At 66.4% G+C, this 26,827-nt stretch carries 16 protein-coding genes; 8 read left to right on the top strand and 8 right to left on the bottom strand.

Annotated features, from left to right (window positions below):
• Positions 1-415: 415 nt before the first annotated feature.
• The 5 genes from mmsB to AC1KVE_RS09315 all read right to left on the bottom strand — a co-directional run bounded on the left by mmsB (position 416) and on the right by AC1KVE_RS09315 (position 6,140).
• Complete coding sequence (mmsB, locus tag AC1KVE_RS09335) at positions 416-1,318, bottom strand: 3-hydroxyisobutyrate dehydrogenase (RefSeq protein WP_184456463.1); 903 nt, start codon at positions 1,316-1,318, stop codon at positions 416-418.
• Between the two features lie 158 nt (positions 1,319-1,476).
• Positions 1,477-2,664, bottom strand: coding sequence for an enoyl-CoA hydratase/isomerase family protein (locus AC1KVE_RS09330; RefSeq protein WP_481092338.1), 1,188 nt, complete (start codon positions 2,662-2,664; stop codon positions 1,477-1,479).
• Entirely contained in the window at positions 2,649-3,446 is a 798-nt protein-coding gene (locus tag AC1KVE_RS09325; RefSeq protein WP_184551570.1) for an enoyl-CoA hydratase, read from the bottom strand. The genes AC1KVE_RS09330 and AC1KVE_RS09325 overlap by 16 nt, the downstream gene beginning before the upstream one ends.
• Complete coding sequence (locus AC1KVE_RS09320; protein ID WP_481092337.1) at positions 3,443-4,624, bottom strand: acyl-CoA dehydrogenase family protein; 1,182 nt, start codon at positions 4,622-4,624, stop codon at positions 3,443-3,445. The genes AC1KVE_RS09325 and AC1KVE_RS09320 overlap by 4 nt, the downstream gene beginning before the upstream one ends.
• A gap of 10 nt (positions 4,625-4,634) precedes the next feature.
• The gene (locus tag AC1KVE_RS09315) at positions 4,635-6,140 is read right to left on the bottom strand and encodes a CoA-acylating methylmalonate-semialdehyde dehydrogenase (RefSeq protein WP_481092336.1); all 1,506 of its coding nucleotides are present in this window, start codon (positions 6,138-6,140) and stop codon (positions 4,635-4,637) included.
• A 123-nt stretch (positions 6,141-6,263) separates the two neighbouring features.
• Between AC1KVE_RS09315 and AC1KVE_RS09310 the strand changes: the two genes are divergently transcribed.
• From AC1KVE_RS09310 to galA, 4 genes are all read left to right on the top strand, one after another.
• Positions 6,264-7,649, top strand: coding sequence for a short-chain fatty acyl-CoA regulator family protein (locus AC1KVE_RS09310; protein ID WP_039520092.1), 1,386 nt, complete (start codon positions 6,264-6,266; stop codon positions 7,647-7,649).
• A 362-nt stretch (positions 7,650-8,011) separates the two neighbouring features.
• Positions 8,012-10,702, top strand: a complete 2,691-nt coding sequence (locus AC1KVE_RS09305) for a TonB-dependent receptor (RefSeq protein WP_126965705.1) — start codon at positions 8,012-8,014, stop codon at positions 10,700-10,702.
• A 162-nt stretch (positions 10,703-10,864) separates the two neighbouring features.
• Positions 10,865-12,064 carry a glycoside hydrolase family 53 protein gene (locus tag AC1KVE_RS09300; RefSeq protein WP_104624259.1) on the top strand — a complete coding sequence of 400 codons (1,200 nt, stop codon included), beginning with the start codon at positions 10,865-10,867 and terminating at the stop codon, positions 12,062-12,064.
• Complete coding sequence (gene galA, locus AC1KVE_RS09295; RefSeq protein ID WP_481092335.1) at positions 12,061-14,628, top strand: beta-galactosidase GalA; 2,568 nt, start codon at positions 12,061-12,063, stop codon at positions 14,626-14,628. Before AC1KVE_RS09300 ends, galA begins: the two co-directional genes overlap by 4 nt.
• 191 nt (positions 14,629-14,819) lie before the next feature.
• Here galA and AC1KVE_RS09290 read toward each other — a convergent pair whose 3' ends face one another.
• Together AC1KVE_RS09290 and AC1KVE_RS09285 are read right to left on the bottom strand one after the other, a co-directional pair.
• The gene (locus AC1KVE_RS09290; protein ID WP_481092380.1) at positions 14,820-15,173 is read right to left on the bottom strand and encodes a hypothetical protein; all 354 of its coding nucleotides are present in this window, start codon (positions 15,171-15,173) and stop codon (positions 14,820-14,822) included.
• Between the two features lie 165 nt (positions 15,174-15,338).
• Positions 15,339-17,264 carry an alpha-L-fucosidase gene (locus AC1KVE_RS09285; protein ID WP_481092379.1) on the bottom strand — a complete coding sequence of 642 codons (1,926 nt, stop codon included), beginning with the start codon at positions 17,262-17,264 and terminating at the stop codon, positions 15,339-15,341.
• Between the two features lie 878 nt (positions 17,265-18,142).
• Between AC1KVE_RS09285 and mutS the strand changes: the two genes are divergently transcribed.
• From mutS to katG, 3 genes are all read left to right on the top strand, one after another.
• On the top strand, positions 18,143-20,698 hold the full coding sequence (gene mutS / locus AC1KVE_RS09280) for a DNA mismatch repair protein MutS (RefSeq protein ID WP_434982975.1): 2,556 nt from the start codon (positions 18,143-18,145) through the stop codon (positions 20,696-20,698).
• A 227-nt stretch (positions 20,699-20,925) separates the two neighbouring features.
• Positions 20,926-21,540: a DUF937 domain-containing protein gene (locus AC1KVE_RS09275; protein ID WP_166771059.1), complete on the top strand. Its 615-nt coding sequence runs from the start codon at positions 20,926-20,928 to the stop codon at positions 21,538-21,540.
• A 363-nt stretch (positions 21,541-21,903) separates the two neighbouring features.
• Positions 21,904-24,150 carry a catalase/peroxidase HPI gene (gene katG / locus AC1KVE_RS09270; RefSeq protein ID WP_184455347.1) on the top strand — a complete coding sequence of 749 codons (2,247 nt, stop codon included), beginning with the start codon at positions 21,904-21,906 and terminating at the stop codon, positions 24,148-24,150.
• Positions 24,151-24,530: 380 nt separating this feature from the next.
• Here the strand turns inward: katG and AC1KVE_RS09265 are convergent, their stop codons facing one another.
• The gene (locus tag AC1KVE_RS09265) at positions 24,531-24,938 is read right to left on the bottom strand and encodes an RNA-binding S4 domain-containing protein (RefSeq protein WP_039528472.1); all 408 of its coding nucleotides are present in this window, start codon (positions 24,936-24,938) and stop codon (positions 24,531-24,533) included.
• A gap of 278 nt (positions 24,939-25,216) precedes the next feature.
• Between AC1KVE_RS09265 and AC1KVE_RS09260 the strand changes: the two genes are divergently transcribed.
• On the top strand, positions 25,217-26,692 hold the full coding sequence (locus AC1KVE_RS09260) for an MATE family efflux transporter (protein WP_039810029.1): 1,476 nt from the start codon (positions 25,217-25,219) through the stop codon (positions 26,690-26,692).
• Positions 26,693-26,827: the final 135 nt, after the last annotated feature.

Genomic DNA, 26,827 nt, shown 5'->3' with positions numbered 1-26,827 from the left:
GGACCTTACGCGGCATGGATGCCGCGTAAGAGCCTACAAGGATGTACTTGTGGCGTGTCCTGCGATGGTGGGCGGGCAAGGGCCTGCAGCAAACTCACAGCGTAGAGGGCGCGGCGAGGACACTGCACCGGCTGCGGCTGTTTTGTTGAACACCATGCACACCGATCAACTCGACTGGTCCTTGCCCGCCCACCGTCGCGGGACCTTACGCGGCAAGGATGCCGCGTAAGAGCCTACAAGGACGTACTTGCGGCGTGTCCTGCGATGGTGGGCGGGCAAGGACCTCGCAGCCAAGCCGCAGATCATCCGCTCTACAGCCGACACCCCTAGTTCGATCAACTCTCCAGACAGAGACGAATCACCACTCCAGCCGCACCTACTTGACGGTGGGCGTAGACACTTTTGCTCGCCGCTCTCAAACCTTGGCCACCAGCTTGATCACGCTGGAGAAATCCAGCGCACCGTTGCCGGCCTGGCTGTTCATCGCGTACAGATTGCGCGCCAGCTCGCCGAGCGGAATCGACACGCCTGCCTGCACTGCGGATTCGGCGACCAGCCCCAGGTCCTTGAGCATCAGATCGTTGCCGAAGCCGCCGCTGTAACCGCGCGATGCCGGCGCGCTGGGCAACACGCCCGGCCACGGATTGCACACTTCGGTGGCCCAGCTGCGTCCGGTGCTGACCGCCATCATCTGCGACAGCACCGCCGGGTCCAGCCCCTGCGCAACGCCGAGCGCCAGCGCCTCGCCGGTGGCGGCCATGATCACGCCCAGCGCCATGTTGTTGCACAGTTTGGCGACCTGGCCGGCGCCGTTGTCGCCAACGTGGAAGATGTTCTTGCCCATTGCCTGCAACACCGGCCGCGCGCGCTCCAATACCTGCGCGGCGCCGCCGACGATAAACGTCAGGCTGCCTGCCGCCGCACCCGCCGTCCCGCCGGAGACCGGCGCATCCAGCACCGCCAGGCCACGCGCCTGCGCCTCGGCGGCGAGCTTGCGTGCGCTGGCGGGTGCGATGGTGCTGCAGTCGATTACCAGGGCACCTTCGGGAATCTGCGCCAGAATCCCGGCCTCGCCCAGGTACAGCGCTTCGACATGGCGGCTGGCCGGCAGCATCGAGATCACGATCTCGGCGTCGGCCAGGGTGTCGTGTGCGGAGCTGGCGGCATGCGCGCCGGCAGCGACTGCCGCATCCAGCGCAGCGGGCACCAGATCGAACACCCGCAGCTGGTGCCCGGCCTTGCTCAGGTTGGCGGCCATCGGCCCGCCCATATTGCCCAGGCCGATAAAAGCGATCTTGCTCATGGTGTGGTCTTCCAGGGTTGGGCGGCCATCACCGACTGGCGCGGCCGTTGAATGGTGTGCCCGGCCGCAGCGCAGTGCGGCAAACGGATGCAGTGGCGTTCCTCGGCCCTGCACTGCGGATGCGGCTCATTGTCCGCATCCGCCAAGACCGTTCGCAGCGGCGTGTCAGCGACTCAACCTGCACCAAGATCGGCAAGTGGATGCCGTGCAGGCGGCCAGGGCGATTGCAGGAATGCCGCCGCCCATTGCGCATCGGCCTGTTCGAGCGCGGCAGGCTGCCACTGCGGCGTGCGGTCCTTGTCGATCAACAGCGCGCGAATGCCTTCGGCGAAGTCGCCATGCGCGGCGGCATGCAGCGCCACCACGTACTCGGTGCGAAAGGTGTCTGCCAGCGTGCCGGTGCCCGGGTGACGTTGCAGCTCCCAGGCCAGGCGCGCCGAGCCGGGGGCGCCGGCGGCCAGCGTTGCACGCGCGGCCTGCAGCCAGGCATCTTCGCTTTGCAGTGCCAGGATTGCGGCGACTACCTCCTGCAGCGTCTGGCCTGCCACCAATTGCGCGATCAGCGCCGCATGCACCTGCAGCGGGCCCGGCTCCAGCGGTTGCGCAATCCCGTGCAGGAATGCGCCGAGCTGGGCGCGATCCTCATCGGCATCGCCTGTCCAGGCATGCGCGTCCAGGGCGTCCAGCACTGCCGCATATTGCGCATGCTCCAGGCGCACATCCGCAAGCCCGGCATAAATGGCATCGCTGGCGTCCAGCGGCGCGCCGGTCAGTGCCAGGAACAATCCGGCGCCGTGCGGCACGCGGCGCAACAACCAGCTGCCACCCACGTCGGGAAACAGGCCGACACTGATCTCCGGCATCGCCAGCCGCGAGCGCTCGGTGACCACGCGATGGCTGGCACCGGACATCAGGCCGATGCCGCCGCCCATGACGATGCCGTGGCCCCAGCACAGCAGCGGCTTCGGGTAGGTGTGGATGCGATGGTCGAGCCGATATTCCTCTTCGAAGAACGCAGCGGCGTGCGCATTGCCCTGCGGTTGCGCGCGACGTTGCTGCGCATCCGGCACCGCCTCGCGATGCGCGCGCATGCTCTGGTACAGACCATGCAGATCGCCACCCGCGCACAACGCCTTCTCGCCTGCGCCACGCAGCACCACGCAGGCAATCTGCGTATCGTCGGCCCAGATGCGCAACTGTGCATCCAGCAGGCGCGTCATCTGCAGGGACAGGCCGTTGAGCGTCCTGGGCGCATTCAAGGTGGCGATACCGATGCGATGCCCGTCGGCGCAATCGCGTTGTTCGAACAGCACCGGGGCTTCTTCGGGGAGGCTCACATCCAGCATCAGCCATTGCTCCACTGCGGTGCGCGCTTCTCGAGAAAGGCCGCCACTCCCTCGGCCTGATCCGCCTGCTCGAACAGGTCGACGAAGGCTTCGCGCTCTGCCACCAGCGCGGCGGCATGCGTGCCGTGGCGGGTGGACTGCACCAGGCGCTTGCACGCCGCAACGCTGGCCGGACTCTGCTTGCCGGCGCGCTGTGCCCAGGCAATGGCCAGGGCGCGCGACTCGCCCGTGCCCACCACCTCTTCCACCAGGCCGATGCGGTGCGCGGTGGCGGCATCCAGACGCTCGCCGAGCAGGATCATGCGCTTGGCCCAGCCCTCGCCGACCAGGCGCGGCAGGTTCTGGGTGCCGCCGGCGCACGGCAACAAGCCGACGCTGGCTTCCGGCAAGGCCAGCTGCGCGTGCTGCTCGGCAATGCGCAGGTCGCAGGCCAGCGCGCACTCCAGGCCACCGCCCATCGCATAGCCGTTGATGGCGGCGATCGACACGCCGCGAAACGCGCTCAAGGCTTCGAAAGCTTCGCCGAAGCGGCGCGCGGCTTCCCGTGCAGCAGCCTTGTCGCCATCGGCAAACTGCTTGAGATCGGCGCCGGCACTGAAGAACTTCTCGCCTTCGCCAGTGATCACCAGCGCGTAGATGCTGCGGTCCGCATCCAGCGCGCGGACCAGATCGCGCAAGGCTGCAAGACTGTGCACGGTCCAGGTGTTGGCCGGCGGATTGCGCAGGGTGACGATGGCGACATGGCCGTCGCGTTCGACATGTAAACCGGTATGCGTGCGTGTTGCCCAATCGCTCATCGCAATTCCTCCTCGCCGTTGAGCAGGTGGCGCGCAATGATCATGCGCATCACCTCGTTGGTGCCTTCCAGGATGCGGTGCACGCGGCTGTCGCGCAGCAGGCGCTCGATCGGATACTCGCGGATATAGCCGTAGCCGCCGTGGATCTGCAAGGCATCGTCGCAGATCGCAAAGCCGGCGTCGGTGGCGAAGCGCTTGGCCATCGCGCACCACACGGTGGCATCGTGGCTGCCGGCATCGAGCTTGCGCGCAGCGGTGTGCACCATCTGCCGCGCGGCCACCAGTTGCGTGGCCATGTCGGCCAGTTTGAATCGCAGCGCCTGGAAATCGGCCAGCTTCTTGCCGAACTGACGGCGCTCGCCCATGTAGCGGCGGGCGGCATCCAGCGCGCCTTGCGCCGCTCCCAACGAACAGGCGGCGATATTGATGCGGCCGCCGTCCAGCGCCTTCATCGCCATCTTGAAACCTTCGCCTTCCTTGCCCAGCAGATTGCCGGCCGGAATGCGCACGTTCTCGAAGCTCACCCCGCGGGTGGGCTGGCTGTTCCAGCCCATTTTCTCTTCCTTGCGGCCGTAGCTGATGCCGGGCGCATCGGCGGGCACCACGAAGGCGCTGATGCCGCGCGCGCCGTCGTCGCCGGTGCGCGCCATCACCACCAGCACATCGGTGGCGCCCGCGCCGGAAATGAAGGCCTTGCTGCCGTTGAGCAGGTAGCTGTCGCCATCGCGCTGTGCACGCGTCTTGAGCGAGGCCGCGTCCGAGCCGGCACCCGGCTCGGTGAGGCAGTACGAACCCAGCTTGGCGCCGCTGGTCATCGCCTCGCCCCACTGCGCGCGTACCGCGTCGTTGCCGTAACTGGCGATCAACCAGGTGGCCATGTTGTGGATGCTGATGAACGCCGAGGTGGATGGATCGACCGTGGCCAGTTCCTCGAACACCACCGCGGCATCCAGCCGGCGCATGCCCAGGCCGCCCACGCCCTCATCGGTGTACAGCCCGCAGAACCCCAGCTCGGCCGCCTTGGCGATCGCCTCGCGCGGGAAGTGGCTTTCCGCATCCCAGTGCGCGGCGTGCGGTGCGAGTTCCTTGTCGGCAAAGTCGCGCGCGGCAGCGCGGAAGGCTTCCTGCTCGTCATTCAAATCGGCCGTATTGGCGTGTAGCTGGATGGCTGCATTCATGGCGATCAGGTCACTTGAGGGAGATGGTGGTGTTGACGCCGTGGCCCAGCGTTTCGTCGTCGAACCAGCGCGCGGTCACGGTCTTGGTCTGGGTGTAGAACATCACCACCTGCTTGCCGTACGGGCCCAGGTCGCCGAGCTTGGAGGCACGCGATCCGGTGAACGAGAACAGCGGCACCGGCACCGGGATCGGCACGTTGATGCCGACCTGGCCCACGTCGATGTCTTCCTGAAAACGCCGCGCCGCCGCACCGGACTGGGTGAACAAGGCGGTGCCATTGCCATTGGGGTTGGCATTGACCAGGGCGATGGCCTCGTCCAGCGTGGCCGCCTCCAGGATCACCAGCACCGGGCCGAAGATTTCCTCGTCGTAGATGCGCATGCCCGGCCGCACGCCGGAGAAGATCGTCGGGCCGACAAAGTTGCCCTGCTCGAAGCCCGGCACGCTGGGCGCGCGCCCATCCAGTTCCAGTGTGGCGCCCTGCTCGACGCCGGAGGCGATCAAGCCTTCCACGCGCTCGCGCGCCGCGCAGGAGATCAGCGGCCCGACCTCGGTGCCCGGCGCATTGCCCGCGCCCAGGGTCAGGCCCCTGGCCTTGGCCACCAGCGCCGGAATCCATTGCCGCGCCTCGCCCACCAGCACCAGCGTGGACGCCGCCATGCAGCGCTGGCCGGCCGCACCGAAGGCGGCGCCGACCATCGCATTGAGCGTCTGCTCCTGATTGGCGTCCGGCAGCACCACGGCATGGTTTTTCGCACCCATCATGCATTGCACGCGCTTGCCTGCCAGCGAGGCGCGCCGATAGACGTGCGTGCCGACCCTGGTCGAGCCGACAAACGACAGCGCCTTGATGTCCGGGTGGTCGCACAACGCGTTGACCACGTCTTCGCCGCCGTGCACGACATTGAGCACGCCCTTGGGAATGCCCGCCTCCAGCGCCAGTTCCACCAGCCGCATGGTCACCATCGGGTCCTGCTCGGATGGCTTGAGCACGAAGGTGTTGCCGGTGGCGATGGCCATCGGAAACATCCACAACGGAATCATCGCCGGAAAGTTGAACGGGGTGATGCCCGCGCACACGCCCAACGGCTGCAGCAGGCTATAGGTGTCCACGCCGTTGGCGACGTTGTTGGCCAGCTCGCCCAGCTGCAGGTTGCCGATCGCCGCGGCGTGTTCCACCACTTCCAGCCCGCGGAACACATCGCCTTCGGCATCGGCCAGGGTCTTGCCCTGCTCGGCGCTGAGCAGCGCGGCCAGCTCGGGCATGTGCTCGCGGATCAGCTGCTGGTATTTGAGGAAGATGCGCGCACGCGTGCCGATCGGGGTCTTGCGCCAGCTCACGAAGGCCTGGCTGGCCGCCGCCACCGCCGCGGCCACTTCGCCGGTGGTGGCGAACGGCACCTGTGCCAGCACCGACTGATCGGCCGGGTTGACCACGTCCTGCCAGTGGATGCTGGCGGAGGTGACCAACTGGCCGTCGATCAACAGGGAAACGCGCGGGACGGAATCACTCATTGCAGGGTCGCTCGCAGAAGGTCGCTACGGATACTTCGCATTGTTCGCACCGCGACCTGGCATTCCCAGCCCGAGACTGCTTAATCGCGCTAAGCTGCCGCCACTATTTTGCGAATCTTGCGAATGCCGCAGTCGTCCCTCCCGCTCCGCCACCAGCTCGGCCTGCGCCTGCAGCGGCTGCGCCAGCGCCACGGCCTGACCCAGGCGGAGCTGGCGCGCCGGCTCGGGCTGTCGCCGAGTTATCTCAACCAGATCGAGCGCAACCAGCGCCCCCTGACCCTGGCAATCCAGCAGCGGCTCAAGGCCACCCTGGGCGATCTGGACGGCCTGCTCGACCTGGACGACCCGGCCGCGCTGGTCGAGCCGCTGGACGAATCGCTGCGCAGCCTGGGCCACAGCCTCTCGGCCGCCGAACTGCGCGTGCTCACCGGCAACCTGCCGCAGGTGGCCCAGGCCCTGCTGGACCTGCACCGCGCCCACCAGCACCTGCTCGAGCGCACCGCCGCACTGGAAATACAGATCGGCGCCGACCACGCCGCACTGCCCTCGCTGTCGCCGGGCGAGCAGGTGCGCGATTACTTCAACCGCGCGCACAACTATCTGCCGGAACTGGATGAGCGCGCCGAGGCGCTGTATGCCGAACTCGGCCTGACCTCGGACAACCTGCCGCTGCGGCTGCGCCAACGCCTGGCCGATCGCCACGGCCTGCTGGTGCAGGACGCGCCCGATCTGCACAGCGACAAGCGCAGTGTGGATACGCAGGCGCGCGTGCTGTGGCTGCCCGCGCATCTGCGCCCTGGCCAGCAGGCCTTCCAGATGGCCGCGCAACTGGCCTTGCTGGAATGCGCGCCCTTGCTCGACGCACGCATCGCCGATGCCGGCTTCGAAGATGCCGAGCGTATCGCGTTGTCACGGATCGGGCTGTCGAACTATTTCGCCGGCGCACTGGTGATGCCGTATGGCCAATTCCTGCGCAGCGCCCAGCGCTCGCGCTACGACATCGAATGGCTGGCCGATCGCTTCGGCGTCGGCTTCGAGGCGGTCTGCCACCGCCTCAGCACCTTGCAGCGGCGCGGTGCCGCCGGGCTGCCGATCTTCTTCATGCGGGTCGATCGTGCCGGCAACGTGTCCAAGCGCCACTCGGCCACCGATTTCCACTTCTCGCATGTCGGCGGCGCCTGCCCGCTGTGGATCGTCTACGAGGCCTTCAACCAGCCCGACCGCATCCTGACCCAGATCGCGCGCATGCCCGATGGCCGGCGCTACTTCTGGCTGGCGCGCCAGGTCAGCAGCGGCGCGCCCGGCTACGGCCGCCCGCGCAAGACCTTCGCGTTAGCGATGGGCTGCGACCTGCGCCATGCCGATCAACTGGTGTATGCGCGCGGCTGGGACCTGGACGCGGTGGACGATGCGGTGCCGATCGGCCCCGGCTGCCTGACCTGCGAACGCAACGACTGCGTGCAGCGCGCCTTTCCGGCCTTGCCCCGATTATCTGCCAACGCGCGCTAGGCCGAGACCCCGTTCCGTCGCGCCGACCAGGCAACCTTGGTCCGCGGTACAGGCCACGCACACCGCAACTGTGACCGGGCAGACGCTACCGCTGCACTGCAGCATTCCAACGCGAGATAGCTCCCGCAAAATGCTTCATTGGAATGGAATGACTTGCGCTTCTACCCTGAAGCGGACACATGCAGGACAGGGGGACGTCAAGGCGATCGACCATCGTCGCAGCGTCACGCAAGCGATCAATCAGCTCCACACCGCAGCAACCGCCATGCCCGCGTTGGACACGCCAACGCGCAGCCGCGCCACAGCGCCGCACCAGCGGCCACTAGTCCATTCGGTAACTTTGTCCTGGGAGGGATCAAACGATGCCCGTTCACCACACCGGCCACCCGGCCAGCCGGCGCATGCGCCTGCGCCGCACCCCCGTGCGCGACGTTCTCTGCACCACCATCGCCTGTGTGCTGGCCACCGCGTTCAGTGCGCACGCACAGGACAGCGCGCCTGCCGCGCCGCCGGCCACTGATGCCACCACCACGGCTGCGCCGCCGGTCACGCTCGACAACATCACCGTGATCGGCCAGCGCGCCAGCCTGAACCAGGCGGTGCAGGCCAAGCAGATGTCCGATCACGTCATGGAAGTGATCTCCGCCGACAACATGGGCCAGATGCCCAACGTCACCGTCGCCGAAGCGCTGGTGCGCCTGCCCGGCGTCAACGGTACCCGCGACCGCGGCAACGAGAGCCTGGCCACCGTGCGTGGCCTTGGCCCGCGCATGACCATGGGCACCGTCAACGGGCGCGAAATCGCCTCCTCCGAGCCCAATCGCGCCGTGCGCTGGGAAGTGTTTCCCACCGAGATCGTCTCCACCGTCAAGGTCTACAAGACCCAGTCGGCGGACCTGGTCGCCGGCGGCCTTGCCGCGACGGTGGACATCTCCACCATCAGCCCGCTGGACTACACCGGCCCGGGCTTTGTCGGCACCGCCGGCCCGGTGTTCTACGACCACGCCAAGGACGTGGACGGCTATTCCCCGTGGGGCAGCCGCTTCGGTGCCAGCTGGGTGCACCAGATTAACGACAACCTCGCGGTTGCGCTGGGTGCCACCTACCAGAAACAGAAGAACTCCAACTCCTCGATCGGCAGCTGGGGCTATACCGATGCCACCACCTCGCGCGATGTGGACGGCGACGGCCGCGTGGACCCGACCCCGTGGGGCGCGGCCGACCAGCTCAAGCTCACCGAGCAGACCCGCACCGGTGCGATGGGCACGGTGCAATGGCGCTCGGGCAACTTCGAGTTGAAGTTCGACGGCCTGTATTCGCGTATCGAGATCGACGAGGACCAGTTGCAGAACTGGTTCAACGGCCTGGCCTACAGCACCTTCTCGACCGGCGCCAATCCGTACACCACGCCGGGCTCGTCCTACACTATCGTCGATGGCGACGTGGTGGCCGGCACGCTGGCCAACTCGAACCTGCAGGTCGACCATGTGGTCAGCCACTACAACGAGGTCAAGACGCTCACCGCCGGCGGCCTCAACGCCAAGTGGAGCGGCGACGTGTGGACGCTGGGCAGCGACCTGTCGTTCTCGCAGGCCAAGCGCGACAACACCTGGCAGGCGGTGCGCTTCGGCAGCAACCCGGACACCGTCTCGTTCGATTTCCGCCGCAGCGTCACCCCCACCATCAGCACCAGCTCGGACACGCCCGAGTGGGGCATCGCCGGCCAGACCGAGCCGCAGGGGCTACGCGACAAGATCGCCGCGCTGGCGCTCAACGCCAGCCGCCCGGTCGATGCCGCGGCGTTCACCTCACTGGAATTCGGCGCACGCGCCGCGCGCCGCGAGAAGCAGAACCGCCGCTTCATCAGCAACCAGTCCGGTTACGACCAACCGATCTCGGCGTACCAGGGCCTGATCTATCCGGTCACCATGCCGGACTTGAACGTGCCCACGCTGACCGGCGGCAACATGGATGCCATCGCCCAGATCGGCTTCGGCGGTTTCGACCCGGCCACGCTCGACGAGCAGTTGCTCGACCACTGGAACGTCAAGGAAGACGTGCGCGAAGCCTTCGCCAAGGCGGTGTTCAGCTCGCAGCTGTTCGGCACCGATGTCACCGGCAACATCGGCGTGCGCCTGGTCAACACCAAGACCACCAGCGACGGCTTCGATTCGGTCGGCACCACCGTGCAGGCCAGCAGCGACAGCAAGGAATATACCGACGTGTTGCCCAGTGCCACCGTCAACTTCCTGATCGACGATCAACGCATCCTGCGCTTTGCGGTGGCCAAGGTCATCGCACGTCCGCCACTGGACGAGTTGCGCACCGGCCGGCGCTTGGACGACCCCAACGTCACCGTCGGCCAGCTCACCGGCAGCGGCGGCAACCCGCAGCTGGATCCATTCAAGGCCACCCAGGTCGACCTGTCCTACGAGTGGTACTTCCACAAGGAAGCGCTGGCGGCGATTGCGGTGTATCGCAAGGAAGTGGATTCCAGCATCGGCTACCGCACCGACCGCGAAGTGATCAACGGCCTGGATTACCTGGTCAGTGCGCCGTTCAATGGCGGCGGCGGGCATATCAACGGTGTGGAACTCACCTTCCAGACGCCGTTCTACTTCATCCCGCACATGGAAAACTTCGGCGTCTACTCCAACTTCTCGCTGGTCGATTCCAACCTCAAGGAATTCTCACCGGAAGACAACCCGCTGCCGCTGAGCGGGCTGGCACGCAAGACCGGCACCTTCGACCTGTGGTACAGCAACGGCAGCTTCGAGGCGCGCGTGGGTTACAAGTACCACAGCCCCTACACCGTGGTGTACGGCTGGAATGCGGCGCGGCTGGCACGGCTGCAGAGCGAAGGCACGGTGGATCTGAGCCTGAACTGGCAGTACAGCAAGCAGCTCGGTTTCCGCTTCCAGGCCGGCAACCTCACCAACGAACCGCTGCGCGCCTACACCGACAACAAGCCCAACCGTCTGGCCAACCAGGACGACGGCGGCTATCAGGTGTTCGGCCGTCGCTACGCGCTGGAAGCGACCTACAAGTTCTAAAGCACCGCTGACACCGCTGTTGCACGCCTGCTCCACCACTGCGCGCGGTGTGCGCAATCGCCTACGTCACTGACGTTGTGATTGCGCGCACCGCCCGCACGACGGCACCGCCGCATGCGGCAGGCTGTCACCCGCTCCGCGTTTCATCTGTCGAGGAATTGCATGCGCTCCACACGCCGCCTCTGGACGCCCGCGCTGCTCGCGCTGGCCATCTCCACCTTCGCACACGCCGCCCCGGCCCCCGCCACGCTGTATCTGGGCGCGGACCTGTCCTACGTCAACGAGATGGAGGAATGCGGTGTGCAGTACCGCGAGAACGGCGTGGTCAAGGACCCGTTCGAACTGTTCCATGCGCACGGCGCCAATCTGGTGCGCGTGCGGTTGTGGAACGATGCCCGCTGGACCCGCTACAGCGACCTGTCCGACGTCAAGAAGACCATCGCACGCGCACGCGCGCAAGGCATGCAGGTGCTGCTGGACCTGCACTATTCCGACGACTGGGCCGACGGCGAAAAACAGCTGATTCCCAAGGCCTGGGCCAGCATCACCGATACCGATGAACTGGCACGCACGCTCTACGGCTTCACCTATGACACGCTCAGCGCGCTCGACCGTGCCGGCCTGATGCCGGAGCTGGTGCAAGTGGGCAACGAAAGCAATTCCGATCTGATGGACAGCAAGCCGTGGGACAAAAAGCGCCCCATCGACTGGCAGCGCAACGCCAAGCTGTTCAACGCCGGCATCAAGGCGGTACGCGACATCGGCGCACGCTCGGCGATCAAGCCGCGGGTGATGCTGCATATCGCCCAGCCGGAGAATGTGGAACCGTGGTTTGCCGCCGCGACCAAGGCCGGCGTCACCGACTACGATCTGATCGGCATCAGCTACTACCGCAAGTGGTCGACCCAGTCGATGGCCGAGCTGGGCAAGACCATCAAGCGCCTGCGCGGCCGCTTTGATGCCGACGTAGTGGTGGTGGAAACCGCCTATCCGTGGACGCTGGACTCCGGCGACACCTCGCACAATCTGCTCGGCCAAGACTCGCTGATTCCCGGCTACCCGGCCACGCCGCAGGGCCAGTTCCGCTACATGGTCGATCTCACCCAGCTGGTGATCGACACCGGCGGCGCCGGCGTCGTGTACTGGGAGCCGGCATGGACCAGCAGCAGCTGCAAGACACGCTGGGGCACCGGCTCGTCGTGGGAAAACGCCAGCTTCTTCGACTTCAAGCACGCCAATGAAGTGCTGCCGGCGATCGATTTCATGCGCCATCCGTATACCGGCGTGCCTGCAACGACAAGCAAGCCTGCTGCGGGCACACCAGGCAACGCTGCGGATACCGACAAGAGGACCCAGCCATGACCGGCATCAATCGCCGCGAACTGCTGCGCGGCATGCTCGCCAGTGGCGTGAGCGCCGCACTTCCGGTCGGTACGGCCGGTGCGTTGCTGCCCGCCATCGCAGCTGCTGCACCAGCTGCAGGTAACACCGCCACGCCGCCTGCCGCGCTCGGCGATGCAGCCCTGGCACCGCGCGAACGGCTGCTGTTCGACTTCGGCTGGCGCTTCCATCTGGGCCATGCCAGCGACCCAGCGCGCGACTTCGAGTTCGGCACCTTCCAGCGCAGCTTCGCCAAGGCGGGCAAGGACACCGCCACCGCCGCGCAACTCGGCTTCGACGACAGTGGCTGGGAACTGCTGGATCTGCCGCACGACTGGGCCGTCACACTGCCCTTCCGGCAGGAACCGATCTCGGCCACCATCACCGAGGAAGATCCGGCCGCCGCGCACGGCTACAAGCCACTGGGCACGAGCTTTCCGGAGACCAGCGTCGGCTGGTATCGCCGCGTGCTGCAAATTCCCGCAGACGATCTGGGCAAGCGCATCAGCCTGGTGTTCGACGGCGTGTTCCGCGACTGCATCGTGTTCTGCAATGGCCACATCGTCGGGCGCAATGCCAGCGGCTATTGCGGGTTCGAGGTCGACCTCAGCGAGGTGCTCGACTACGGCAAGCCCAACCTGATCGCGGTGCGCGTGGATGCCACGCTGGGCGAAGGCTGGTTCTACGAAGGCGCCGGCATCTATCGCCATCTGTGGTTGCACAAGACCGACCCGCTGCACCTGCCGCAGGACGGCGTGTTCGTGCGCAGCACGCTGCAAGGCACCACCGCCACCGCGCAGCTGTCCACCGAGGTGCGCAACGACGGCAGCACCCCGCGCCAGTGCACGGTGCAGGCGCGCGTGACCGCGCCGGATGGACGCGTCGTCGCACAGGCAGCCAGTACCGCGGTCACCGTTGCACCCGGCCAGGTGCACCTCGTCGAACAGACCCTGCCGCTCGGCGAAGCGGCGCTATGGTCGATCGACACCCCGCAGCTCTACCGCCTGACCACCAGCGTGCACAGCCATGGCAAGGCGGTGGATGCGCTGGTCACCCCGTTCGGCGTGCGCACGGCCGTCTTCGATGCACAGCGCGGCTTCCTGTTGAACGGTGCGCCACTCAAGCTGCACGGCACCAACAATCACCAGGACCACGCCGGCGTCGGCACCGCCATCCCCGACAGCCTGCACGAATGGCGCCTGCGCCAGCTCAAATCGATGGGCTGCAACGCGTACCGCAGCTCGCACAATCCGGCCACACCCGAACTGCTCGCGCTGTGCGACCGGCTCGGCATGTTCGTGATCGAGGAAACCCGCCGCATGTCCACCGACCCCGAGGCGATGGGCGAGCTGGAGACGATGGTGCGGCGCGGGCGCAATCATCCCAGCGTGATCCTGTGGTCGCTCGGCAACGAAGAGCCGCAGCAGGTCACCGAGCGCGGCGCGCGCATCGTCAGCCGCATGCAGCAACGCGTGCGCCAGCTCGATCCCACCCGCCCCACCACCTTCGCCATGGACAAGGGCTTTGGCGATGGCGTTGGCCAGGTCGTGGATGTGGTCGGCTTCAACTACCGCACCAGCCAAATGGATGGCTTCCACGCGCAATACCCGCACATTCCGATCTACGGCAGCGAAACCGGCAGCACGGTGTCGGTGCGCGGTAACTACCAGCGCGACGACGCGCGCGGCTACACCCGCGCCTACGACACCGACCACCCATGGTGGGCCAGCACCGCCGAAGCCTGGTGGAGCTATGTCGCGCAGCGCCCGTATATCGCTGGCGGCTTTATCTGGACCGGCTTCGATTACCGCGGCGAACCCACGCCCTACAACCGCTGGCCGAATGTCGCCTCGCAGTTCGGCGTGCTCGACAGCTGCGGGTTTCCCAAGGACAACTACTGGTACTACCGCGCGCAATGGACCAGCGAACCGGTGCTGCATCTGTTCCCGCACTGGAACTGGGACGGCCTGCTCCAGCCCGATGACAAGGGCCGCGTCCAGGTCTGGTGCCACAGCAATCTCGAAGCGGTGGAACTGTTGGTCAACGGCGTCAGCCAGGGCCTGCAGCAGGTGCCGGCCTATGGCCATGTCGAATGGCGCGTGGCCTACGCACCGGGCGTGATCGAGGCACGCGGCTATCGCGGCGGCAAATTGGTGCTCAGCGAGCGCCGCGAGACAGCCGGCAAACCGGCAGCGATCCGCCTGAGCTGCGACCGCAATGCAGTGCGCGCGGATGCCGAAGACGTGGCGGTGGTCAAGGTGGAGATCGTCGATGCGCAGGGCCGCCTGGTGCCGACCGCCGACAACCTGGTGCAGTTCGCGCTGCGCGGCCCTGCGCGGTTGATCGGCGTGGGCAACGGCGACCCTGCCAGCCATGAGGACGACAAGGCGCCGCAACGCAAGGCCTTCAATGGACTGTGTGCGGCCCTGCTGCAGAGCACGCGCAGCGCCGGCAGCATCGTCTTGCAGGCCACCGCACCCGGCCTTGCCGCTGCCACCCTGCGCCTGGATGCCGACAAGGCCAAACTGCGCGCATCGGTGGCCTGACGCAGGCCGTAGCAGCGGCTGCAGTGATTATCAGGAACCATGTCGGCACCAACCGACCGCAGGACTGGGAGCCATGACTGGCTCCCGGCACAGTCAGGCGCCTGCGCCTGCGTGCGCAGACGACATGCAGTGGTCACACCAGCCCGGCCCACCGCTGTTACGCCCGGCGACTGGACCACTGGCGAGCCGGTTCACGCATCCGTGCTCCCTGCATCCGGCGCACGCGGAAAGTAGCGGCTGAGCTTTTCTTCCCACGCCTGGAACTGCTCAAGCGTGTAGGCATCCATCGGCTGCGGATCGGCAGCGACCGCTTTTTTCTGCGCCACATATGCGATGCGCTGGGACGACAGCTCGTCCCACGCCTTGCGCAGCATCACCGGATCGGGATGCGAGACCATCATCGCCTCCAGCAGCGTGGCCTGCGCCACGCGTGCGGCCAGCAGGTCGCTGAGCGCCTCGGTCACGGCCTGCATCCACTCTTGCTGTTTCTGTTCCATACCCAACCGACTCGCTTGCCTCGTGCGCCGCGCACCATAGCGCGCCATCCGGAACGGCCGTGTGCAAGCACGGTTCAAGATTCAGGTCACCGCGTGCTGCGAACACGTGATTGCTATCTGCATCGCTTCGCCTGATCCATCTCAGGCACGCGACACTGCATCACCGCAACGATGTGCTCCCGCGCGGCGCATGGCGGCGCGGGAGCGCAAGCCTCATCGCAAGCGCGAGAACGCACCGATACCCGCGATCGCCAACCGGTCGGCTGGCACCGCCGTCTCCGCAAACGACAGCCGTAGGTAGCGGATCTGGCGGACCTCGGGGAAATTCAGGCGCTGGGTCGAGAGCGCATAGGCGATATTGGACAGCTCGCCGGCACCAGCCGGCTGCCAGCGCTGGCCATCTTCGCTGGTTTCGGCGCGATAGCCCTTCGGTGGCGCCGCACCGTTCATCACCGTACGCGAGGGCGTGAGGCTGAAACCGGCAACCTGACCCAACGCACCGAGGTCGATGGTCGCTTGTACGGGATGGCCCGGCGTGGGAGCGGGCGTGATCCAGATCGTACTGGCATCGTCGTCGAGCAACGTGTCTGCCCCTGGCGCGCTGGCCTCGACGATTCGCCAGCCGGCGGTGGACAGCACGTCTGGCGCGTTCGCGGTCGGCCGCGCGACCGGCACGGGCGCAACGGCGCGGAACAGCGCAAATTCGCTGATCGCCGGGCAGACCGGCGCCTCCAGCACGACCAGGCGCACCCGGCGTGCGGCGACCGGGCGCTCCAGCCGCACGATGCGCTGTGCACCGATGCACTGCGCTTCGGCCAGCCGCCGCCATTGCCCATCGACCTCGGCTTCGACCGCGAAGCGGGTGACGCGCACCCCCAGCGGCAGATACTCGCGCAGCCGGATCAGATCGAAGCTGTGCACCGCCGACAACTCCAGCGTCAGCGTCGGCGCGGTGACCTCGTTCGGCGTGGACCAGTAGCTGTCCGGCTGGCGGTCGAGGACGCGCGCCGGCTCGAATCCTGGGCCACGCGATGCGCTGGCACTGGCCTTGGCACCCTTGGCCAGATCGATGGCGAAGCTGGCGCGGATCGCGTCGCCAAAACTCTGCAGCACAGCCACATCGTGGTCGGGGATGCGGCCGCGTCGATCGGGCGGAAGATTGAGGTTCATGTTGGTGCCACGCGCGACCGAGGTGTCGAAATAGCGCACCAGATTCTCCGGGCTGCGCACCTTGCCGTCTTCATCGGCATGGTAGAACCAGCCAGGGCGGATCGAGGTGTTGGTTTCGGCCGGCCACCACAGCGCACCACCGCGCACACCGGAATTGCCGTTTTCCTGGGTATACGGGGCATTGGGCATGGTTGGCCAGCTCGGATCGCCGGCGATACCGTCCTCGTTGCCGCCCCAGCGGATATCGGCGCCGAGCGGGTCGAAGGTGCAGGCCATCGGCTGGTGCCGATGCACCAGCTCGATCATCCGTGGCCAGTTGTAGTAAGCGGGCGCATCGATCTTGCGCGATTCGCGCGCTCCACCGTAGTAGCCGTCGCCGCCATTGGCGCCGTCGAACCAGAACTCGAACAGGTCGCCATAGCCTGTGCAGAGTTCGACGATCTGCTTGCGGAAATAGTCGAGATAGCCGGGACGCCCATACTCGGCATGATTGCGATCCCAGGGGGACAGATAGATGCCGAACGCCAGGCCAGCGCGACGACACGCCGCTGCCATTTCGCCGACGATGTCACCCTTGCCGTTCTTGTAGGGCGAGTTCCGGATGCAATGCTCGGTCAGGCGCGTCGGCCAAAGACAAAACCCATCGTGATGCTTGGCCGTGAAAATAAGCCCTTTCAGATTGCCGGCCTTGGCAGCAGCAACAATTTGATCGGCTGAAAAATCGCTGGGATCGAATTTGCGCGGATCCTCGTCGCCGTAGCCCCATTCCTTGTCGGTGAAGGTGTTCATCGCAAAATGCACGAAGGCGTATTGCTCCCACCGATGCCAGCGCAGCTGTCGCGCACTGGGCACCGCACCCCACGGCGCGGGGCTGCTGGCGCGTGGCGTTTGCGCGATGCGAGCTGCCGAGGCACTGAAGCTGGCGGCGGCCACCACACCCGTGGCAAGAAAGGTACGACGATCGATCATTAGCGCCTCCGACTTTGCACAAGTTTCGATCTTAGCTTTTCCCAAGGCGAAAGAGTCCCAAAACAACAGGCGGTTCGTGCAATGCACCGCGCACACGCGGCCTTTGCGCGGCGAGCGCCGAACAGCGTGCCAAGCAAGCCGGGCATGCGTCGTTTGACGGCTGATGGCCGCGCCGCACGCTGCGTTGTTGGGGCCCGCGTGGCTGCATCTTGCGTACGCGAAGCGCGTTCCGCGAACAGAACGCACAATGGCTGGCCGACGACAACCAGCAAGGACTGCGCGACAGCGTCGGCGCGCCAACACCTGCCAAGTTTTGTCATCAACATTGACCGTCGACGTCTCATCTTGGCTGGTACTGACTTGCGGCAAGTCCACAGGTCATGATGTAGCGGCACGTGCCCGAGCTGACCGAGCCACACGCTCAGGGATCAGGCCGCCCAGCCGGCAGCCGTGCGCACCAGCGCCGCTATCGCAGATTCATCCGCGACAGCGCCGGTATGCGTTGAGCGATCCGGCAATGGACGTTTGAAGGCCCCGGCGCAACGGCCAATCGCCCACCGGGCCCCAGGGCCGGCACCCTCTCGACCGCCAGCGCAAGGATTTGTCGGTGGGTGGGCTTAAACTTGCATCCGCGCCGACGTGAGACGGCTCCTGGATCCGTCGCAACATCCTGTGCCATTCCAACGCTTCGTCCGTTTCGTCGCAACATCGATTGATCTCGTTTGGAGGGTCGTCGCAACAGCCTCGCAACAAATCACCGTTACTCGCCGCTGGCGACCCTGATTGACCGCCACATCCCGGAAGAACATTTCTTGCAAAGCACTGATACAAAAGAAAAAACCAAGAACGCTAACGGGGCTGTAGAGCACACCCCGCTGATGAAGCAATTCTTCGCCGCCAAGTCGGACTACCCCGACCTGCTGCTGTTCTTCCGCATGGGCGATTTCTACGAGCTGTTCTACGACGATGCGCGCAAGGCTGCGCGGCTGCTCGACATCACCCTGACCCAGCGCGGCAGCTCCGGCGGTGCCCCGATCCCGATGGCCGGCGTGCCGGTGCATGCCTACGAGGGCTATCTGGCGCGGCTGGTGGCGTTGGGCGAGTCGGTGGCGATCTGCGAGCAGATCGGCGACCCGGCGCTGGCCAAGGGCCTGGTCGAGCGCAAGGTGGTGCGCATCGTCACCCCCGGCACGGTCACCGACGAGGCGCTGCTGGACGAGCGTCGCGACACCTTGCTGATGGCGATCTCGCGCAGCAAGCAGGGCTACGGCCTGGCCTGGGCCGATCTGGCCGGCGGGCGTTTTCTGGTCAACGAAGTGGACAGCGTGGACGCGCTGGAAGCGGAGATCGCACGCCTGGAACCGGCCGAACTGCTGGTGCCCGACGAAGACAACTGGCCGGAGTTCCTGCGTGGCCGCGTCGGCGTGCGGCGGCGGCCACCGTGGTTGTTCGACGCCGACAGCGGCCGGCGCCAGTTGCTGGCCTTCTTCAAGTTGCACGACCTGTCCGGCTTCGGCATCGACGACAAGCCCTGCGCTACCGCCGCCGCTGGCGCGCTGCTGGGCTATGTCGAAGAGACCCAGAAACAGCGGCTGCCGCATCTGACCTCCATCGCGATGGAAGTGGCCAGCGAGGCGATCTCGATGAACGCGGCCACGCGCCGGCATCTGGAGCTGGACACGCGCGTCGATGGCGACACCCGCAACACCTTGCTCGGGGTGCTGGACAGCACGGTCACGCCGATGGGCGGGCGCCTGCTGCGGCGTTGGCTGCACCGCCCGCTGCGCCTGCGCGAGGTGCTGGTGCAGCGCCACCACGCGGTCGGCACGCTGATCGACAGCGGCGCCGATGCCGACGTGCGCGAGGCCTTCCGCGCGCTGGGCGATCTGGAACGCATCCTCACCCGCGTGGCGCTGCGCTCGGCGCGCCCGCGCGATTTTTCCACCTTGCGCGATGGCCTGGCGCTGTTGCCGAAGGTGCGTACGATCCTCGCACCACTGGATTCGCCGCGCCTGCAGACGCTGCACGCCGAACTCGGCGAGCACGATGCCACCGCGCACCTGTTGATCAGCGCAGTGGCGGAACAACCGCCGCTCAAGCTCAGCGACGGTGGCGTGATCGCCACCGGCTACGACGCCGATCTGGATGAGTTGCGCCGCCTGTCCACCAATGCCGATCAATTCCTGATCGACCTGGAACAGCGCGAACGCGCCAGCAGCGGCATCGCCACGCTCAAGGTCGGCTACAACCGCGTGCATGGCTATTACATCGAGATCAGCAAGGGCCAGGCCGAGAAGGCCCCGCTGCACTACAGCCGCCGGCAGACGCTGACCAACGCCGAGCGCTACATCACCGAAGAACTCAAGAGCTTCGAGGACAAGGTGCTGTCGGCGCGCGAGCGCTCGTTGTCGCGCGAAAAACTGCTGTATGAAGGCCTGCTCGATGCACTCGGCAGCGAGCTGGAAGGTCTCAAGCGTTGCGCGAGTGCATTGAGCGAACTGGATGTGCTGGCCGCCTTCGCCGAGCGCGCGCAGGCGCTGGACTGGGCGCAGCCGGAACTGGAGAGTGCCCCCTGCCTGCGTATCGAACGCGGCCGCCATCCGGTGGTGGAAGCGGTGCGCGACCAGCCGTTCGAACCCAACGATCTGGAGCTGCATGCCGACCGCCGCATGCTGGTCATCACCGGCCCGAACATGGGCGGTAAATCGACCTACATGCGCCAGAACGCCCTGATCGTGCTGCTGGCGCACATCGGCAGCTATGTGCCGGCCAGCCGCGCGGTGATCGGGCCGATCGACCGCATCCTCACCCGCATCGGCGCGGGCGACGATCTGGCGCGCGGGCAGTCCACCTTCATGGTGGAAATGGCCGAAACCAGCTACATCCTGCATCACGCCACGCCGCAATCGCTGGTGCTGATGGACGAGATCGGCCGCGGCACCTCCACCTACGACGGCCTGGCGCTGGCCGATGCCGTCGCACGCCATCTGGCGCATACCAATCGCTGCTACACGCTGTTTGCCACGCATTACTTCGAGCTCACCGCACTGGCCGACGAGTCGCATGCCGGCGGTGCCAGCGGCATCGCCAACGTGCATCTGGACGCAGTCGAACACGGCGAGCGCCTGGTGTTCATGCATGCGGTCAAGGACGGCCCGGCCAATCGCAGCTTCGGCCTGCAGGTGGCCGCGCTCGCCGGCTTGCCCAAGGCCGCGGTAACCCAGGCGCGTCATCGCCTGGCCGAACTGGAACAACGCGGCGGCGAAAGCCATGTCGCACAGATGGCGCCGGCCGCATTGGACGCCCCGCAACAGTTCGGCCTGTTCACCGCGCCCTCGTCCGCTGCGCAGGAAGCGCTGCAGGCGCTGGACCCGGACGAACTCACGCCCAAGCAGGCGCTGGAAGCCTTGTATCGGTTGAAGGCGTTGCTTTGAGTGCGGGGATTCGGGAATCGGGAATCGGGAATCGTAGGAGCGTAGTTGCCTGGCTCTAATGCTTTGCGGGGTTGGTCAACCCGTTGCTGTGTTGTTGTCGGATGAAGTGACTTGACTGCCACTGTGCGGCATCGCTGCCCTCGCCCTGCAGTGCGACGCGTGCCGTGTTGCTCTGCTGCCGCGACGGGCGCACGCTGCGGCAACGTTTTGTCCAACCGGAGACACCCATGACCACGTCCGCCTCGTTGACCGATCAACTCGCCGCGCAGTTGCAAGGCCCGCAGTTGCAGCAGCTCGCCAGCCGGCTCGGCATTGCGCCCGAGCAGGCGCAATCGGCGGTGCAGACCGCGCTGCCGCTGTTGATGGGCGCCCTGGGCCGTAACAGCCAGCAGGCCGGCGGCACCGATGCGTTGCTGGGTGCCTTGCAGCGCGATCATGCCGGCAGCCCGGACATCGGCAGCCTGTTCGGTGCGCTGCTCGGCGGCTCGGCCACCGGTGCGCAAGGCAATGGCGCCGGTATCGTGGGGCATCTGTTCGGCGACAGGGCGCCGCAGGCTGCCGCTGGTCTGGGCCAGGCCACCGGCCTGGAAACCGGCAAGGCCAATCAACTGTTGCAGTTGCTGGCGCCCATCGTGATGGCGTATCTGGCCAAGCGCTTCCTCGGCGGCAATGCCGATGCCAGCAGCCAGCTCGGCCCGGCCCTGGCGCAGGAACAGCAGCGCGCCAGCAGCGACACCGGGATCAACGGCTTGCTGGGCAGCGTGCTGGATCAGGACGGCGACGGGAAGCTTGGACTGGGCGATGTCATGAAGCTCGGCGGCAGCCTGTTCGGCAAGCGCTGAGATCGCAGGCGCAGGTCGGTTCGGCACCGGCGCGTCATCCATAGCGTCTCACTATCGATATGGTTGAATAATTCGAATTCCCTAACCGATCGATGCTGCTTATCGTGTGCGCACGCCACCACGATGAGCCCGCCTGATGCGTCTGTCTGCCAGTCACAGTCTGCATATCGACCTATACCGGCGCCTGCAGGCAGGCGCTAGCATCGGCCCATGCGGCGGCGATTCTCGATGACTCCCATGGCCGCATCTGCGCCCTCGATCGATGACCACAACTGACGCATTGCCCACCGTTTCGATTCCACCAGCACGTGTCCGCAGTTTCGGCACACAGCTCCCCAAGTGCTCATGCACACAGGTATTGCCATGACAACCGAAGCAAAGTGCCCTTTTAACCACGCCGTCGTCGGTACCGGAACCACCAACCGCGATTGGTGGCCCAAGCAGTTGCGCGTGGACCTGCTCAGCCAGCATTCGAGCAAGTCCAACCCGCTGGGCCAGACCTTCAATTACGCCGAGGCGTTCAAGCGCATCGATCTGGCCGCGCTCAAGCAGGAACTGCGTGCGCTGATGACCGACTCGCAGGACTGGTGGCCGGCCGACTTCGGCCATTACGGGCCGCTGTTCGTGCGCATGGCCTGGCATAGCGCCGGCACCTACCGCATCGGCGATGGGCGTGGCGGCGGCGGTCGCGGCCAGCAGCGCTTCGCACCGCTCAATAGCTGGCCGGACAATGTCAGCCTGGACAAGGCGCGCCGCCTGCTGTGGCCGATCAAGCAGAAGTACGGCCAGGCGATCTCCTGGGCCGACCTGATGATCCTCACCGGCAACGTCGCGCTGGAAAGCATGGGCTTCAAGACCTTCGGCTTTGCCGGTGGCCGCGAAGACACCTGGGAACCGGATCAGGACCTGTACTGGGGCCGCGAAACCAAGTGGCTGGGTGGCGACGAGCGCTATTCGCGCGGTTCGCCCGGCGTGGACGAAGCGCACGGCGTGCTGGTAAAGGATGACGACAGCGAAGTGCCGCACACCCGCGATCTGGAAAATCCGCTGGCCGCCGTGCAGATGGGCCTGATCTACGTCAATCCGGAAGGCCCGGATGGCAAGCCCGACCCGGTCGCCGCCGCGCGCGACATCCGCGACACCTTCGCACGCATGGCAATGAACGACGAAGAGACCGTGGCGCTGATCGCCGGCGGCCACACCTTCGGCAAGACCCACGGCGCCGGCCCGGCCGACAACGTTGGTGCCGAGCCGGAAGCCGGCGAGCTGGAGAGCCAGGGCCTGGGCTGGCACAACCGCTACGGCAGCGGCAAGGGTGCCGACACCATCACCAGCGGCCTGGAAGTCACCTGGACCACCACCCCGGCGCAGTGGAGCAACGACTTCTTCGACCATCTGTTCAAGTTCGAGTGGGAACTGAGCAAGAGCCCGGCCGGCGCGCATCAGTGGGTGGCCAAGAATGCCGACGCCATCATTCCCGACGCGCACGATGCAGCGAAGAAGCATCGGCCGACCATGCTGACCACCGATCTGGCGCTGCGTTTCGACCCGGCCTATGAGGCCATCTCGCGTCGCTTCCACCAACACCCCGACCAGTTCGCCGACGCGTTCGCCCGGGCCTGGTTCAAGCTCACCCACCGCGACATGGGCCCGCGCTCGCGTTACCTGGGGACCGAGGTGCCGAGCGAAGAATTGCTGTGGCAGGACCCGGTGCCGGCCGTCGACCACCCGCTGGTCGATGCGCAGGACGCCGCCGCCCTCAAGCAGACCATCCTCGATTCCGGCCTGAGCGTGGCGCAGTTGGTGTCCACCGCGTGGGCATCGGCATCGACCTTCCGCGGCTCGGACAAGCGTGGCGGCGCCAACGGCGCACGCATCCGTCTGGCACCGCAGAAGGATTGGCAGGCCAACCAGCCCGCGCAGCTTGCACAGGTGCTGGGCACGCTGGAGCGCATCCGGGCCGACTTCAATGCCGCGCAGTCGGGCGGCAAGCAGATCTCGCTGGCCGACCTGATCGTGCTGGCCGGTAATGCCGCGGTCGAACATGCCGCACAGGCCGCTGGCCACAGCGTCACCGTGCCGTTCGCACCCGGCCGCACCGATGCCTCGCAGGAGCAGACCGATGTCGAATCGTTCGCGGTGCTGGAACCGGTGGCCGATGGCTTCCGCAACTACGCCAAGCAGCGCTATGCGGTGCCCGCTGAGGCGCTGTTGATCGACAAGGCACAGCTGCTGACGCTGACCGCGCCCGAGTTGACCGTGCTGGTCGGCGGCCTGCGCGTGCTCGGCGCCAATGTCGGCGACTCGAGCCACGGCGTGTTCACCACCCGCCCCGGCGTGCTGAGCAACGACTTCTTCGCCAACCTGCTCGACATGCGCACCGAGTGGAAAGCCACCTCCGAATCGAAGGAGGTCTACGAAGGCCGCGACCGCAGCACCGGTGAAGCCAAGTGGACCGGCACGCGCGTGGATCTGGTGTTCGGCTCCAACTCGATCCTGCGTGCGGTGGCCGAGGTCTATGCCAGTGCCGATGCAGAGGAGAAGTTCGTCCAGGACTTCGTCGCCGCCTGGACCAAGGTGATGCAGCTGGATCGTTTCGATCTGGCGTGAGTGGCAAGGCGCACGCCATCGTGCGTGCGCCTGCAGCGGTATTGAAATACACGCAAGAGCTCGACTCGGCACGGAAGACGTCAGTGGAGCGGCGGGTCTGCGGTTTGGCTGCAAGGCCCTTGCCCGCCCACCATCGCGGGACACGCCGCAAGTACGTCCGTGTAGGCTCTTACGCGGCATCCATGCCGCGTAAGGTCCCGCGACGGTGAGCGGGCAAGGACCCGTCGAGATGGTCGGTGTGCATGGTTGAGAGCAGAGCATCACGAACGGCGCTTCCCCCGCGATGGAGAAGCGCCGTTTTTATTGATTGAACAACATGACGGATGCCAAGGCGTTTCTTGTTTCCGTCAGTCGATTCGCAGCGAATAGCCCGCGCAGTGCTACAACGCGTCGATATCGCCCAGCGCGTTGATCAGCCGGCGTGCCCGCTTGTCCGGCTTGCCCTCGGGTGCGCGATAGCCGGTACGTTCGGCGGCGCGCTGCAGTCGCCATTGCGCCCGCGCCTCGCGTGAGGCATCGCTTTCCACGTACAGCGTCTGTGCGACCGGAGCGGGGCCGCGCACATCGCTCAACGCGGCAACGGTGACTTCGAAGATTTCGCCGCCACGGTCGATGCGCAACTGTTCGCCGCTGCGCAGCGTGCGCGAGGGCTTGGGCCGCTGGCCGGCGACGTCCACCTTGCCGTTGTCCACCGCCGTCTTGGCCAGGCTGCGCGTCTTGAAGAAGCGCGCCGCCCACAGCCAGACATCCAGCCTGACCGTCGTCGCTTGTTCCACCAGTTGAGTCATCGCGTTGTGCTTGCCGTCGGATCCAATGGGCTGCGGGCCGCTGCCGTGATCGCCACTGTATCGGCGCGTCGCAACGGGCTGCGTTGAGCGGGAAATATCTGGGCGAGCCCGCTGTAACTCAAGCGTGGCTGCCGTCCAAGTACAGCCTACCTTCCACACGCTGGCTGACTCATACAGACTGATCCGCACAGCGTGCGTCGTGTCATCGGCCTGGCGACAGCACGCCTCACACCTGCCAATGCTAGTGTTCGCAGCTTCCGCACCACGGCGCGCCTGCGATGCCCAAATCCGCTGTCCTGACCGAAGGCCCGATCGGCAAGAATCTGCTGCTGTTTGCGATGCCGATCCTTGCCGGGAACATCGCGCAATCGCTCAATGGCTCGATCAATGCGATCTGGGTGGGCCGCTACCTCGGCGAGGCGGCGCTGACTGCGGCGGCCAACGCCAACAGCATCATGTTCTTCCTGATCGGCTCGGTATTCGGCATCGGCATGGCCTCGACCATCCTCATCGGCCAGGCAATGGGTGCGCGCGACATCGCGCAGGCGCGCAAGGTCATGGGCACCAGTGCCAGTTTCTTCGGCGGGCTGTCGGCGCTGATCGCGGTGCTGGGCTGGTTTCTGGCCCCGCATCTGTTGACCGCCATGGGCACGCCACCGGCGTCGCAGACACTGGCCGAGGAGTACCTGCGGGTGATCTTCCTGGCGATGCCGCTGATCTATGTGTTTGCGTTCCTGTCGGCGGCACTGCGCGGTACCGGCGATGCCCGCACGCCATTCCGCTTCTTGCTGGTGTCGGTGGTGCTGGACATCGTGTTCAACCCGCTGCTGATCTTCGGCCTGGGCCCGTTCCCGGCGCTGGGCATCGCCGGCGCGGCCTGGGCCACCTTGCTGGCGCAGGCGGTGGCACTGGGCGGTTTGCTGCTGTATCTGCGCAGCAAACGCCATGTGCTGTGGCTGGGCCGCGCCGATCTGCACCTGTTCCGCATCGCGCCGACGATCCTGCGCGCGCTCATCGTCAAAGGCGTGCCGATGGGCCTGCAGATGGTGCTGATTTCGCTGGCCATGATCGCGATGATGACGCTGGTGAACGGCTTCGGCACCGACACCGCAGCCGCCTACGGCGCCGCGTTGCAGCTGTGGACCTATGTGCAGATGCCGGCGATGGCGCTGGGCGCGGCATGTTCGACGATGGCCGCGCAGAACGTGGGCGCGGGATTGTGGACGCGCGTGGATGCGACCGCACGCACCGGCATTGCGGCCAACTTCCTGATGACCGGCGTGCTGATCGGGCTGCTGATCGTGTTCGATCGCTGGACGCTGGCGCTGTTCCTGCCGACCGACAGCCCGACACTGGAGGTCGCGCGGCATCTCAACCACATCGGAATCTGGTCGTTCCTGCTGTTCGGCGTGAGCTTTGTGGTTTCCGGCGTGGTGCGGGCCACCGGTGCGGTGATCCCGCCGCTGCTGATCCTGGCATTCGGTCTGTGGGGCGTGCGCGTGCCGCTGGCAAACGCCTTGATTCCGCATCTGGGAGCCGATGGCATCTGGTGGAGTCTTCCGATCAGTTCGCTGTGTTCGATGCTGCTGTCGCTGGCGTATTACCGCTGGGGCGGCTGGCGCAAGGCACGCATGCTGACCACGCCGGCAGATCCTGCCGAACTGGCCGCCGCCGCAGAAGTGCCGGCACATCCGGCCTCGCCGGTCGCCGATACCGCGCCGATCGCAGGCGCGCCACAGCCCCGCCGGCACTGACATCGGCTGGCACCAGGCGGCACGCTGCCACACCGGCCGACATCACGCGAAAGCAGGAGCCAGACGCTGTATTGAAATGATCAAGACAGCGCGCAGGGATTTCTTGAGTGATCGGCCCAGCCGACCGACGCCACC

This window comes from Xanthomonas sp. NCPPB 2864 (assembly GCF_056675615.1).
Note: the sequence above shows the minus strand (reverse complement) of the source record. Positions and strands in the feature narration are given on the sequence as shown.

Bases quoted from the DNA above. Each gene is read 5' to 3' on its own strand.
- AC1KVE_RS09315 (WP_481092336.1), bottom strand. From the start codon at position 6,140: ATGAGTGATTCCGTCCCGCGCGTTTCCCTGTTGATCGACGGCCAGTTG.
- AC1KVE_RS09265 (WP_039528472.1), bottom strand. From the start codon at position 24,938: ATGACTCAACTGGTGGAACAAGCGACGACGGTCAGGCTGGATGTCTGG.
- AC1KVE_RS09300 (WP_104624259.1), top strand. From the start codon at position 10,865: ATGCGCTCCACACGCCGCCTCTGGACGCCCGCGCTGCTCGCGCTGGCC.
- AC1KVE_RS09320 (WP_481092337.1), bottom strand. From the start codon at position 4,624: ATGAATGCAGCCATCCAGCTACACGCCAATACGGCCGATTTGAATGAC.
- galA (WP_481092335.1), top strand. From the start codon at position 12,061: ATGACCGGCATCAATCGCCGCGAACTGCTGCGCGGCATGCTCGCCAGT.
- katG (WP_184455347.1), top strand. From the start codon at position 21,904: ATGACAACCGAAGCAAAGTGCCCTTTTAACCACGCCGTCGTCGGTACC.
- AC1KVE_RS09275 (WP_166771059.1), top strand. From the start codon at position 20,926: ATGACCACGTCCGCCTCGTTGACCGATCAACTCGCCGCGCAGTTGCAA.
- AC1KVE_RS09290 (WP_481092380.1), bottom strand. From the start codon at position 15,173: ATGGCGCGCTATGGTGCGCGGCGCACGAGGCAAGCGAGTCGGTTGGGT.
- AC1KVE_RS09325 (WP_184551570.1), bottom strand. From the start codon at position 3,446: ATGAGCGATTGGGCAACACGCACGCATACCGGTTTACATGTCGAACGC.
- AC1KVE_RS09305 (WP_126965705.1), top strand. From the start codon at position 8,012: ATGCCCGTTCACCACACCGGCCACCCGGCCAGCCGGCGCATGCGCCTG.
- AC1KVE_RS09310 (WP_039520092.1), top strand. From the start codon at position 6,264: ATGCCGCAGTCGTCCCTCCCGCTCCGCCACCAGCTCGGCCTGCGCCTG.
- AC1KVE_RS09260 (WP_039810029.1), top strand. From the start codon at position 25,217: ATGCCCAAATCCGCTGTCCTGACCGAAGGCCCGATCGGCAAGAATCTG.
- AC1KVE_RS09285 (WP_481092379.1), bottom strand. From the start codon at position 17,264: ATGATCGATCGTCGTACCTTTCTTGCCACGGGTGTGGTGGCCGCCGCC.
- mutS (WP_434982975.1), top strand. From the start codon at position 18,143: ATGAAGCAATTCTTCGCCGCCAAGTCGGACTACCCCGACCTGCTGCTG.